Origin of the sequence: Cupriavidus sp. D384, from assembly GCF_001652915.1 — a bacterium.
Classification (GTDB): domain Bacteria; phylum Pseudomonadota; class Gammaproteobacteria; order Burkholderiales; family Burkholderiaceae; genus Cupriavidus.
The window spans coordinates 32709-45904 of record NZ_BBQI01000098.1 but is presented as its reverse complement, the minus strand read 5'-3'; the positions used below and the strand labels follow the sequence as shown (position 1 = coordinate 45904).

Below are 13196 nucleotides of genomic sequence, written 5' to 3'. Positions count from 1 at the left end.
TCGCAGGCGGGTGGTCCGGATGATACGCCGCGAATTTTGAAGAAATTTCGACTTACTCGGATGCCAGCACGCCGTATGGACGCACGTGGATCTGGTTGACCACGTCAGACACACCGTACGTGTCATCTGCCAGATCCTCGATCTCGTACTTCATGCGGCGGTTGTCCACGGTGCCGGTCAGCGTCACCACGCTGCCTGACACGGCCACCATGACGTCGCTGACGTCCAGCGTGGGGGCGTGCGTCAGGCGCTCGCAAACTTCTTCGCGGATGCGTTCGTCGGAGCGCGTGTAGTTCTTGGGACCGGTCGCGCGGCGGCCATAGGCTTCGGGGCCGCGTCCATGAACCGCATCGCCCATGTGCGGGCGCTGACGGAAATTGCGACCTGATTCCACGCCATAGTCCTCGTAGCCGGAGCCATGGCGGCTGCCCTGCCCGCTGCCGTAGCCACGCTCGTAGCCACTCTCGTAGCCGCTGCGTGTGCCGCTCCAGCGCTCGTTGCGGCCCGGCACAGGCGAGTTCGATGTACGCGTGCCGGCATCGTATCCGTCTTCGTAGCCGCTGCTGTATGCGCTGACATAGCCCGGGCTGTGCGGCGAACTTTCGTCGGGCGATTCGTCATAGGTCGAGCGGCCCGGATAGTAGACGGTGGCACCGCGTGAACGCCATCCGCCGCTTAGCTGCGCGGTGCGTCCCTGACGCCAGGCGCCACGGTTGCGGGGATCTTCGTTGCCCCCGCGTGCGTCGCCATCGTCGTAGGCGTCGTACGGATTACGTTCGCCGGCGTTGCCGTAGCGGCCTGCCGACAGGTCGCGGCGGCGCCAGTGTCGATCGTCGCCAGGCACGTTGCCATAGCCTTCCTCATAGCCTCCGTACTGCTGGTCGGGCCTGTGGCGACGGCCGTAGTCGTCTGATCGGTTCATTGCCTTGCCTCCGTAAAGCCGGGGCGAAGATCGCCCCCGATACAGACAGGCGGGCAAGTTTCGTACCGGAGCGGGCGGCCATGAAAAATGGCGCCGGGACCACCGGCGCCATGCAGTTTCTACAAGGCCTGCGCGCAGGTCTTGCGCGACCGGCCGCAGGCCATCTACGAGGATTTGCGCGCGCCCTGCATTGCCGCGCTGTCGGCACTTTGGGGTGTCACGAGCCGCAGCCCACTAGCCACCGCCGCAGCCGCCGCGAAGCCGGCGCCGAGGCTCAGCGCCAGGGTTGGCCCGTGTTCGCCGGCAATGCCGAACGACAAGGCCACCAGGGCCGCGCCGGTGGCCTGCCCCAGCAGACGCGCCGTTGCCACCACGCCACTGGCCCCGCCAGCGCGCTCGCGCGGCGCGCTCGCCATCAGTGCCTTCAGGTTCGGAGACTGGAAAAAGCCGAAGCCGGCGCCGCAGATCGCCATGCGGATGCCGATATTGAGCACGCTGGCATCGGCAGGCATCATCGCCAGCGATGCCATGCCCACGGCCATGATTGCCAGGCCGATGCCGCCCAGCAGGCCCGGCGGATAGCGGTCGGACAGCCGTCCCGCGATAGGCGCCATCACTGCCACCACGGCCGACCAGGGCGTCAGCAGAAAGCCGGTCTCCACGGGGTTGCGGCCCAGCACATGCTCGAAATAGAACGGCAGCGACACAAATGCCAGACCCTGCGCGGCAAACGAGCAGACCGCGGTGGCCGTGGACAACGCGAACATCGGCCGCCTGAGCAGATCCACCGGCAGCATCGGCGCCGGATGTCCGCGCTCGCGGCGCAGCAGCAGCCCGAAGGCCACCACGAAGATGGCGGCGGCGCCCACCACATATTCCACCGGCTCGCGTTGCACGCCCTCGCCCAGCGCGAAGATCAGCGCGGCGAACGTGATGGCATTGAGCACTGCGGCCACGGGATCGAAACCGTGCTGGCTGCGCTTGGTCTGCGGCAGCGACGGCCAGGCAATGAACAGCGCCAGCAACCCGATTGGCAGGTTGACGGCAAACAGCCAGGGCCACGGGCCAAACGACAGGATCACCGAGGCGACCGTCGGCCCCACGGCAAACGACACCCCCACGACCAGTGCATTGAGGCCCACGCCCCGGCCTAGCCGATGAATCGGAAAGATCGCACTGATCAGCGCCGTGTTGACACTCATGATGGCGGCCGCGCCAACCCCCTGCAGCAGTCGCGCCGCCGCAAGGGACGGCAGCGACCAGGCCATTGCACAGACCACCGACGACACGATGAATACCACCACGCCGCCCAGGTAGATGCGGCGATGCCCGAGCACCCCGCCCAGTGCCGCGAACGGCAGCAGCGTCGCAACCATGGCCAGCTGGTAGGCATTGATGATCCAGACCGATGCGGCCGGGGTACTGTTCAGGTCAGCGGCAATGTTCGGCAGTGCCGTATTGGCAATGGCCGTGTCCAGCGTCGCCAGCGATACGGCGATCATGATGGCGGCCATCCCGCGCTTCTCGCGGGCGGTCATCGGGCTGTCGGCGGGAGGCACGGTGGCGGCGGTGGACGCCGCAGTTTCGTCTTCGGCGGGCGGGCTTGCGTGGTTCTGCACGATATCGATCCGGGGGGCGGGCTGGAACGGATGGGAAGCAGCGGTACAAATGACGCGGCAATCATTGCACCGTCAAGTATCGCAAGTCGAGACAATACGCCAAAATGCGCCCGCTTGCTGGAGCCTGAATCAGCCCAGTCATACGCTGCTCGCACGGCATTGTGCCGAACCAAGAAGATTGGCCCGTGATCGTCGCCGAACACGGGCCAATATCGTTCAAATCGGTGGCAGGCCGGCGCACCGCTGCCGGTGGGACGTTCAGTGCGGCCCGTACTTCATCTGGACATCGTCCACACGCTGGGTGCGCATGTTGTACAGGCAGGTGTAGCGGAAAGCCATGGCTTCCTCGCTGGCATCGGGCTCGAACGTGCCTTCGCCGCTGATCGACGTCTGGTTGGTCGTCTGCTGCGCGATGCGCTCGCGATCCGGCATCATCATGACGCTGCCCGGCTGGGGATAACGGGTCTTGACCGCGTCGGCCACCCGCTTTTCGCAGGCGTTGCCGGCCGCATCAAGCTGGGCCCGGCTGACCCCGCCCTGGGGCGTGGTAATCGTGGTCGACGGCTGCTGAGGCATGCGCGGCGGCGTGGGCGGCGGCATGGGCGAACTGGCGCAGCCGGCCAGGATCGTAGCCAGCAAGGCCGTTGCAATCGGGTAAGAAATCGTAAAACGTGGCATCGGGTCTATCCGGAGTCGGCGAAACAAACCGTCGGAGGACGGGGTGCTGATCCCTTCGACTCTATGTCAGAAATGCTTTTGGAGCAACCTGGCGGCGCGGCGTTCACTGCGCCGATGCTGCCCCTGACGCCCTGGCGGCAGGCGCCAGGCGGCGCCCACGATGTCAGGCTGCCGGGGCCTTGGCTTTGGTTGGGAGCGGGCTGGTCATGTACGAGGCGGCCGACGACAGGCGCTCGCGCGTACGGTCGTCCGCAGCCGGGCCAGCCCGCACCACGTGGCGCTTGCCCATCTGCAGCGGTTCGCCGCTGGCGGCATCCACCAGCTGGGGCTCGACAACCTTGCCTGTATCCCGGTCGACGATCTGCACGCTGGCCCCTTCGGGTGCGAAATTGCGATTGCCCCAGGCCAGCAGCGCCAGCAGCACGGGCCGGAAATCGCGCCCGCATTCGGTCAGCACATATTCATAACGGGGCGGCCGTTCCGAATACTGGCGTTTTTCGAGCAGCCCTTCCTCGACCAGGCCATTGAGCCGCCGCGTCAGCATGTTCGGCGCGATATCGAGATTGCGCTGGAATTCGTCGAAGCGTTTCGTGCCGTAGAACGCATCGCGCAGGATCAGAATGCTCCACCACTCGCCCACGCGTTCCAGGCTGCGGGCAATCGGGCATTGCATGTTTCGGAAAGTCTTGCGTTGCATGGCGTTCCCGTTTGTCGGTGTATCGGCCCGATGATACCCACCTTTCGGTGCCCATCGGCCAAAGCCCCAAGGGAACGGGCGGCATCCCGGACGGCGCCAGCGAAAAAAGGCGCCGCGACCCTTTGGCCGCGGCGCCGCAATGCCTGCGCGTCGTGGAGTGCCGCGCCGGCCCCTCGCTTGCCTGGCAATGCCCTGGGATGGCCCAGGTCAGAAGATGTGGCGAATGCCCAGCGACACGCCCAGCTGACCGCTTGCGTCCGGCGTCTTGTAGTAGACCTGCGACGTCGCCGGCAGGTAACCCACCGACTGGCCGTTGGGCAGATACGAAATGTTGTCCCAGTTCAGCGATGCGTTGCGCGCGTAGTTCACCGCGAAGAACACGTCGGTGCGCTTGGACAGGCTGTAGTCGGCCAGTGCCAGGTACTGCTGCGGGTTCTTCGGGTTGGTGCTCACGCCGTTGATGCGCGCGTACTTGATGTCGTCGTAGTAATAGGCCAGTGTCAGACGCAGCGCGGCGGTGGCGTCCCAGTTCACGCCCACCCAGTACATGTCGTCGCGGTGCGGCAGCAGCGTCGGGGTGCCGGTTGCCGGCGCCACCGAGTTGCCCCAGCGATAGCCCGCCACCATCTTGATCTGCCCCAGCCGGTAGCTGGCGCCGAGCATCGCGCGCATGTCGCGGCCGTAATCGTTCGATCCCGATGTGCCGGCGGCCTGAGCCGCGTTGAGCGTCTTCACCTCGTCATAGGCTGCCGCGATGCCGAACGGGCCGCTCGAATACGACAGGCCCACGCCGTAGGCCGAGCCCGCCGCGAAGGTGCCCGAGCGTTCGCCGAACGACCAGTGCGCCATGGCCGTGAGCGGGCCGAACGTGCCCTGGTACTGCACCATGTTGTTCTCGCGGAAGTTCGCGCCGGCGATACCCACCACCGGCTCGAATTCCGGTGCATACGCCACCGGCGTAAAGCTGCCCATCGTCAGGAACGCCGATGTGTACTGGCGGCCGAACGTCACCTTGCCCCATTGGTTCTGCAGGCCCACGAACGCCTGGCGGCCGAACAGCAGCCCACCGTTGCCCATCTTGCCGTCATCGGCATTGAACTGGTTTTCCAGCACGAACAGGCTCTTCAGGCCGCCGCCCAGCTCTTCGACGCCACGCAGGCCGAAACGCGACTGCGCAATGCCCGACGAGTTCATGAACACGGCCGAGCCACTGCCCGGTGCCAGCACCCCGTTATTGGTGTTCTGCACGTGGTTGACGTACTGGATGCTCGTGGTCACGACGCCATAGAGCGTCACGGACGATTGCGCCCAGGCGGCGGGCGCAAGCAGCGCGCCGGCAATGGCGGCGAACAGCGTCTTTTTCATCTTTTTACGATTCCGAGTGTGGTGGCTGATGGCGCCAGTGGTCTCCTCCGTCCAGCGCCCGGTTGCGTTCGTCGGCAATCGACGCCGACCTCCGCATGCCAATTTAATCTCTCGTATTAAATTGGCATGGACCGCAGGCTAACGGCTTACGCCCGTTCAGTTAGTTAGGACTTTCCCGGAGACGGGACGAAAATGAAGGGAATACGACGCCAGATGGATGTCGGACATCGGATTTTTCCGTATCCTTGCGAGGCTTTCATTTTGATAACGACAAGCTCGCCAGCGACGCCACCCCGCCATGAAGCTCAAGCAAGCGCGCGCCATGATCGCGGATGAGCACCGCCCGCCCGCACACGACACCCGACGCCATACCGGCAGCGATACCGCTGCCGATGCCGGCGGCACGGCAGGCGCCGAGCCGGCCAACCGCGCCGACACCGCGGCCCCTGCCGCCCATGACGGCCTGACCGATACCGCCCGCCGCATTCTGGAAATCGCCGAGCGCCTGTTTGCCGAACAGGGCGTGGAACAGGTGCCGCTACGCCAGATCGTGGTGGAAAGCGGCCAGCGCAACCGTTCCGCCCTGCACTACCATTTCGGATCGCGCGAAGCGCTGGTCAGCCACCTCCTGAACCGGCGCCTGCATCAGGTCAACGAGATTCGCCACCGGCATCTGGACGAACTCGAGGGCCGCGCCGGGCCCATCGACATCCACGGCGTGGTGGAAGCCACCATCCGGCCACTGGTCGAGGTGGTGGTCGAGACGGACTGGGGCACGAACTACCTGCAGATACTGGCCCAGACCACGTTCAGCCCGGGCCTGCTCAACAAGGGGCTGGTCGACAAGACCGCCATGAGCGCGCTGTACCGCGTGCGCGAACATCTCTACACCCTGCTGCCCGATGTACCGCGCGACGTCATGAAACTGCGCATGATCTGGTTCATGGATACGGTGGTGTATTCGCTCGCCCACTGGGTGCGCGAACGCAGCAAGCGGGCCCGCAGCGGGCCGCCTGTGGAAGAACTGATCGATTTCTGCGCGGCGGCCCTGGCGGGTCCCAGGCCGCCGGCATCCGGGGGGATAGCGGGGCAGACAGCGGGCCTGGCGTCACCGGCCAGGCCGCCGAAAGCCCCGCGGGCACGTTGATCAGCCCGTGGCGCGCGCGTCGCCCGGCGCCGTGCGCGCCAGCACCGGCACCAGCGCGGCGCCGGTATGGCTGGCCTTGATGCGCGACAGGGCTTCAGGATCGGCCGCCCCGACGATGGTGCCCCCGTGGGCGCCGCCTTCCGGCCCCAGGTCGATGATCCAGTCGGCCTCGGCGATCACGTCCAGGTCGTGCTCGATCACCACCACGCTATGGCCGCCGTCCGTCAGCCGGTGCAGCACGCGGATCAGCCGCGCCACGTCGGCCATATGCAGGCCCACGGTCGGTTCGTCAAGCACGTACAGCGTATGCGGAGCCTTCTGGCCGCGCCGCGTAATGTCATCGCGCACCTTCGACAGCTCCGTCACCAGCTTGATCCGCTGCGCCTCGCCGCCCGACAGCGTCGGCGATGGCTGCCCCAGCGTCAGGTAGCCCAGGCCCACGTCCTTCATCAGTTGCAGCGGATGGGCAATCTGCGTGATGGGCGCGAAGAACTCCACAGCCTCGTCGATCTCCATCGTCAGCACATCGCCGATGTTCTTGCCGCGCCAGGTCACCGCCAGCGTCTCCGGGTTGAAGCGCTGACCGTGGCAGACGTCGCACGGCACCTTCACATCGGGCAGGAAGCTCATGCCGATGGTGCGTACGCCCTGCCCCTCGCAGGCCGGGCAGCGCCCCTCGCTGGTGTTGAACGAGAACCGCGACGCACTGTAGCCGCGCGCCTTGGCTTCCAGCGTCTCCGCGAACAGCTTGCGGATCGCGTCCCAGACGCCGATATAGGTGGCCGGGCAGGACCGCGGCGTTTTGCCAATCGGGGTCTGGTCCACCTCCAGCACGCGGTCGATCGATTCCCAGCCGCTGATGCCTTCGCAACCGTGCCAGGCATGCTCCACGCTGAGCGCCCTGGTCGCCGTGGGCTTGCCGGCCTTTTCGGCGGCGGCACGGGCCCGCCGCGTGGCCGGCGACGACATCACCGAGCGGCCCACGGCATCGAGCAGGTTGGTCATCAACACGTCGCGCGCCAGCGTGGACTTGCCGGAGCCCGACACGCCCGTGATGGCAACCAGCCGGCCGAGCGGAATCCGCGCCGTCACGTCACGCAGGTTATGCAGATGCGCACCCTGGACTATCAGCCATTGCGCCGGCTCGGCCTCCTTGCCTGCGCGCGCTGCCTTGACCGGCCTGCGCGGTTGCAGCGGATGGATCATCGGATGGGCCAGGAACCTGCCGGTGGTGGAATCCGCGGCGGCGGACAGCGCGGCCACACCGCCCTGCGCCACCAGGTTGCCCCCGCGCTTGCCGGCTCCGGGGCCGATGTCGATGATATGGTCGGCCCGGCGGATCGTGTCTTCGTCGTGCTCCACCACGACCAGCGTGTTGCCCTTGTCGCCCAGCTTGCGCAAGGCATCGAGCAGGATCTGGTTGTCGCGCGGATGCAGGCCGATGGTCGGCTCGTCGAGCACGTAGCACACGCCCTGCAGATTGCTGCCCAGTTGCGCCGCCAGACGGATACGCTGCGCCTCGCCGCCCGACAGGCTCGGCGCGGCACGGTCCAGGCTCAGGTAGCCAAGCCCCACCTCTTCCAGGAACTGCAGGCGGCTGGCGATTTCGGTCACCACATCGCGCGCGATCTCGGCATCGCGGCCCTTCAGGCGCAGGCCATCGACCCAGCGGCGCGTATCGGACACAGTCCATTGCGCCACGTCTGTAATCGCATTGGTGTCGAAGGTCACTGCCCGCGCCACGTGGTTCAGGCGGGTGCCCCCGCAGTCCGGGCACGGCGTATCGGCCACGCCTTCGGGTTCCTGTTCCTCGGATGGCAGGCTTTGCTCGCGGCCGCGGTCATCCCCGCCGAGTACGGTGTCGTCAAACGCCGCGCGTTGCTCGCCGGTCAGCGCCAGGCCCGTGCCGACACAGGTGCCGCACCAGCCGTGCTTGCTGTTGTAAGAGAACATGCGCGGGTCCAGTTCCGGATAGCTGGTACCGCAGACCGGACAGGCGCGCTTGGTGGAAAACACCTTGGTCTCGCCGACCTTGCCCGATCCCTTGCCGCTGTGCATGGCGTCGTGCAGTCCATCGAGCGGTGCCAGCAAATGCATCACGCCCTTGCCCAGTTCCAGCGTCTGGTCCAGCAACGCGCGCAATTCAGCCTCGTTATCTGGAGAAACAACGATGTCACCGACCGGCAGTTCGATGGTGTGCTCGCGGAAGCGGTCCAGGCGCGGCCACGGGTCCACCGGCAGGAATTCGCCATCCACGCGCAAATGCGTATTGCCACGTGCCTTGGCCCATTTGGCCAGGTCGGTATAGACGCCCTTGCGGTTCACAACCAGCGGCGCCAGCAGGCCCACATGCTGGCCGCGATAGTCGCGCAGCAACTGGGCCGCGATCGATGCCGGGCTTTGCGACGTCACCGGCGCGCCGTCATGCACGCAATGCTGGATGCCCAGCTTGACATAGAGCAGGCGCAGGAAATGCCAGACTTCGGAGGTGGTCGCCACGGTACTCTTGCGCCCGCCGCGCGACAGCCGCTGCTCGATGGCAACGGTGGGCGGAATGCCGTAGACCGCATCCACCTCGGGCCGGCCCGCCGGTTGCACGATCGAGCGCGCATAGGCGTTCAGCGATTCCAGATAGCGGCGCTGCCCTTCGTGGAACAGGATGTCGAAGGCCAGTGTGGACTTGCCCGAGCCCGACACGCCGGTAATCACATTGAACTTGCCGTGCGGAATGTCAACATTGAGCGCCTTGAGGTTGTGCTCGTGCGCGTTGACGATACGCACCACGCCCTCGCCTTCCACCGCACGGCGCGCGCGGGCGGCCTGCACCGCGGCCTGCAGCGGCAGGCCGTGCTTCTCCTGTTCTTCGCGCTCGGCAGCCAGCGTGCCCGATTCGCCCAGCGCCTTGTCATAGGCCAGCAGTGCATGGCCGGTATGCGACCCGGCGCAGCCCTTGACCATATCGGGCGTGCCCACGCAGAGCACCTCGCCGCCCGCGTCGCCGCCTTCGGGGCCCAGGTCGACAATCCAGTCAGCCGCACGGATCACGTCAAGGTTGTGCTCGATCACGATCAGCGAGTGCCCGCCGTCCAGCAGCTTGCCGAACGCGCGCATCAGCTTGGCGATATCGTCGAAATGCAGGCCGGTGGTGGGTTCGTCGAACATGAACAGGCGCTTGGGCAGCACCACCGCCTTGCGGTTCTTCACGGGCTGCGCGGCTGCCGTCTCGGCCAGGAATCCGGCCAGTTTCAGGCGCTGGGCCTCGCCGCCGGACAGCGTCGGCACCGGCTGGCCCAGTTTCACGTATTCCAGACCTACGTCGGCAATCGGCGCCAGCACGCGCAGCACGGCCGCATCGCCCTCGAACAGCGCGGTAGCCTCGCTGACGGTCAGCTCCAGCGCATCGGCCACGCTAAGCGTGCGCGGCGCCTGCCCGCGCGCGGCGCGCTCGATCTTCACTTCGAGCACCTCGGCACGGTAGCGCGTGCCGTCGCAATCCGGGCAACGCAGGTACACATCGGACAGGAACTGCATCTCCACGTGTTCGAACCCCGAACCGCCGCAGGTGGGGCATCGGCCGTCGCCCGAGTTGAAGCTGAACGTGCCGGCCGTATAGCCGCGCTGCAGCGCCAGCGGCGCCTTGGCAAACAGCTTGCGGATTTCGTCGAATGCACCCACGTAGCTGGCGGGATTCGAACGCGCGGTCTTGCCGATGGGTGACTGGTCGACAAATACCACGTCGTCCACCTGCTCGGCCCCCACCAGGTCGCGGAACGCGCCCGGCGATTCGGTGGCCTTGCCAAAGTGGCGCGCCATGGCCGGGTACAGCACGTCCTGCAGCAGCGTCGACTTGCCCGAGCCGGACACGCCGGTCACGCAAACCAGCCGGTTCAGCGGGATCTCTACCGTCACGTCCTTGAGGTTGTGCTCCGTGGCGCCTTCCAGCTTCAGGCGCGGCGTGGCGTCATCCACCTGACGCAGGCGCCAGTCCGTGGCATCGGTCACGCGCCGGCGGCCGCCCAGGTAGTCGCCCGTCAGCGTGGATTCCTTGCGGATGGTGTCGGGCGTGCCGTCGAAAATGATCGATCCCCCGCGCTCGCCAGGGCCCGGCCCCATGTCGATCAGGCGGTCGGCCGCCAGCATCACCGACGGGTCGTGCTCCACCACCACCAGCGTGTTGCCGGCGTCGCGCAGGCGGTGCATGGCCTCGACTATGCGGTTCAGGTCGCGCGGATGCAGGCCAATGCTGGGCTCGTCCAGCACGAACAGCGTGTTGACCAGCGAGGTGCCCAGCGCGGTGGTCAGGTTGATCCGCTGCACCTCGCCGCCGGACAGCGTGCGGCTCTGGCGGTCCAACGTGAGATACCCCAGGCCCACATCGCACAGGTACTTCAGGCGGGTACGGACTTCGGCGAGCAGCAGCTTGAGCGCATCGTCCAGCAAGGCGCTCGGCAGGGTCAGGTCATCGAAAAAGCGGCGGATGCGCGCAATCGGCATCAGCATCAGGTCATGCACGGTCAAACCCGGCAGGCTTTCGAGTTGCGCGCGGTTCCAGTCCACGCCCTTGGGCAGGAAGCGGCCGGCCGGCGCCAGCACGGCATCGGCGTTGTCCTTGCTGCCCAGGCGCCACAGCAGCGCCTCGGTCTTCAGGCGGGCGCCGCAGCAGGTTTCGCACGGCGTGTAGCTGCGGTATTTCGACAGCAGCACGCGGATGTGCATCTTGTAGGCCTTCGACTCCAGATAGTTGAAGAACCGCATCACGCCGTACCACTGCTTGTTCCACTGGCCGTTCCAGTCAGGTGAGCCATGAATCACCCAGTGCTGCTCGGCCTCGGTGAGCTGGTTCCACGCCAGGTCGCGCGGAATGCCCGCCTTGGCCGCGTAGCGCATCAGGTCGTCCTGGCATTCCTTCCAGGCCGGCGTCTGCATCGGCTTGATCGCGCCATCGCGCAGCGACTTGCGGCCGTCCGGGATCACCAGGCCAAGGTCCACTCCAATCACCCGGCCAAAGCCGCGGCAGGTCTCGCAGGCGCCATAGGCGGAGTTGAAGGAGAAAAGCGCCGGTTGCGGGTCGGCATAGCGGATATCGCTCTCCGGGCTGTGCAGGCCCGTGGAGAACTTCCATACCGGGCCGTCGCCGTCGTCGGTCACGACATTGACGCTGACCCGGCCGCCGCCGCGCTTCAGCGACGCCTCGATGGCCTCGATCGCGCGCGCCTTTTCCACGTTGCCGATACGGAAACGGTCGGCCACGACGTCCAGCATCTTGCGCTTGCCGGTTGGCGATTCGACGATGCGCTGCCCATGCACGCGGGTATAGCCGCTGACCGACAGCCACTGCGTCACTTCGTCCTCGGTGGCCGATTCGGGCAGCTCGACCGGGAACGTCACCACCAGCCGGGCGTCGGCAAACGGCTGGCCGGCGGCCGTGCGGGCCAGCAGTTCGGCGTAGATCGTCTCCGGCGAGTCATGGCGCACCGGCAGCGCCGACTGCTTGTCGAACAGTTCCGACGCCCGCGCGTACAGCAGCTTCAGGTGGTCGTTGAGTTCGGTCATCGTGCCCACGGTCGACCGCGAACTGCGCACCGGATTGGTCTGATCGATGGCAATCGCCGGCGGCACCCCGTCCACCTTGTCCACCTGGGGCCGGTCCATCCGGTCCAGGAACTGGCGCGCATAGGCGCTGAAGGTTTCCACGTAGCGGCGCTGGCCTTCGGCGTACAGGGTGTCGAACACCAGGCTCGACTTGCCCGAGCCCGACGGCCCGGTCACGACGGTCATTTGCCCCGTGTGCAGGTCGAGATCAACGTTCTTGAGATTGTGCTGACGGGCGCCGCGAATGCGGATCGTACCGGAATCTGACAATTTCTTGCCTCGAATCAGTGAGTTGGATGCAGAACTTAATGTTCTTTGGAAGCATTGAACCGCGCGGTGTGGGCGCGGAAGTGCCCTAACTATACTGTATAAACGTACAGGCCTCCTGACAGCCAGCAGACAATTCTGATTTCGCAAGCCGGGCGTCATCGCGTGCACATCCTGGGTCAGAATGCATCCCCACGTTCAAGTCGCCCCCGAATTGAGCAAACAAGGTTTGCATATCATTAGCAATGCGCTAACATCGGGATGCAACACGCGATCGAGTTCACCAGACAGGCTACACAGCAGTTGCTGTCGATGCCACGAAATGTGGCCCGCAACATCCGGGCCAAGGTGGGTCTGCTGGCAGCAGACCCTTACGGGCCAAACCAGAACGTGCGGAAGCTGATGGGCAGGGATGCCTATCGGCTACGCGTTGGCGATTGGCGCGTCTTGTACCGGATCGAAGCCGGACAGCTGGTGGTCGTGGTGTTGACCGTCAAACCACGTGGGAGTGCATATCAATGACTGCAATACAGTTCATTCAACGCGAAGGCAACCGTGAGTATGCGATCGTTCCGATCGACCTCTGGGAACGCGTGCAGCACCTGTTCGAAGCCATGGAGGACGTCCGCATCCATGACGCCGCCGTTGCCGACGACGACGGCTTCCGGATCCCCGCAGCCGTGCTGGACGCCCAGCTGGAAGGCGATCACCCGATCAAGGCCTGGCGCGACCATCGCCGCCTGACCCAGGACGCGCTGGCAACGGCCGCCGGCGTCAGCAAGCCCTACCTGAGCCAGATCGAAAACCGCAAGCGCGATGGCAGCGTGGATGTGCTGCGCGCCCTGGCAACCGCGCTGGCCGTGCCGCTGGACCTGCTGGTCGAGAACCGGCCCGCCTGAGGGCCGGTGC

The 13196-nt window shown here is 66.1% G+C and carries 9 protein-coding genes; 3 read left to right on the top strand and 6 right to left on the bottom strand.

Features of this window, described 5'->3' with window-relative positions; all coding sequences use genetic code 11:
- Positions 1–52 precede the first annotated feature (52 nt).
- The 5 genes from A9J21_RS31720 to A9J21_RS24230 form a co-directional block, all read right to left on the bottom strand.
- Positions 53–922 (bottom strand): BON domain-containing protein, encoded by an 870-nt coding sequence (locus A9J21_RS31720; protein ID WP_066740005.1) that lies wholly within the window; start codon positions 920–922, stop codon positions 53–55.
- Positions 923–1086: 164 nt separating this feature from the next.
- Positions 1087–2460 (bottom strand): MFS transporter, encoded by a 1374-nt coding sequence (locus A9J21_RS24245; protein WP_066740202.1) that lies wholly within the window; start codon positions 2458–2460, stop codon positions 1087–1089.
- 339 nt (positions 2461–2799) lie between these two features.
- Positions 2800–3219 carry a short-chain fatty acid transporter gene (locus A9J21_RS24240; RefSeq protein WP_066740003.1) on the bottom strand — a complete coding sequence of 140 codons (420 nt, stop codon included), beginning with the start codon at positions 3217–3219 and terminating at the stop codon, positions 2800–2802.
- A 163-nt stretch (positions 3220–3382) separates the two neighbouring features.
- On the bottom strand, positions 3383–3916 hold the full coding sequence (locus A9J21_RS24235; protein WP_066740002.1) for a helix-turn-helix domain-containing protein: 534 nt from the start codon (positions 3914–3916) through the stop codon (positions 3383–3385).
- A 207-nt stretch (positions 3917–4123) separates the two neighbouring features.
- Complete coding sequence (locus A9J21_RS24230; protein WP_066740000.1) at positions 4124–5281, bottom strand: porin; 1158 nt, start codon at positions 5279–5281, stop codon at positions 4124–4126.
- A gap of 298 nt (positions 5282–5579) precedes the next feature.
- On the opposite strand from A9J21_RS24230, the gene A9J21_RS24225 reads away from it, so the two are divergent.
- The gene (locus tag A9J21_RS24225) at positions 5580–6428 is read left to right on the top strand and encodes a TetR/AcrR family transcriptional regulator (RefSeq protein WP_082926585.1); all 849 of its coding nucleotides are present in this window, start codon (positions 5580–5582) and stop codon (positions 6426–6428) included.
- Here A9J21_RS24225 and uvrA read toward each other — a convergent pair whose 3' ends face one another.
- Positions 6429–12290 carry an excinuclease ABC subunit UvrA gene (gene uvrA / locus A9J21_RS24220; RefSeq protein ID WP_066739998.1) on the bottom strand — a complete coding sequence of 1954 codons (5862 nt, stop codon included), beginning with the start codon at positions 12288–12290 and terminating at the stop codon, positions 6429–6431.
- A gap of 258 nt (positions 12291–12548) precedes the next feature.
- Here uvrA and A9J21_RS24215 point away from each other — a divergent pair, with 258 nt between their 5' ends.
- A complete protein-coding gene (locus A9J21_RS24215; protein WP_066739995.1) occupies positions 12549–12809 on the top strand; it encodes a type II toxin-antitoxin system RelE/ParE family toxin in 261 nt (86 codons plus the stop codon).
- Positions 12806–13186, top strand: a complete 381-nt coding sequence (locus A9J21_RS24210; protein ID WP_066739993.1) for a helix-turn-helix domain-containing protein — start codon at positions 12806–12808, stop codon at positions 13184–13186. The genes A9J21_RS24215 and A9J21_RS24210 overlap by 4 nt, the downstream gene beginning before the upstream one ends.
- Positions 13187–13196 lie beyond the last annotated feature (10 nt).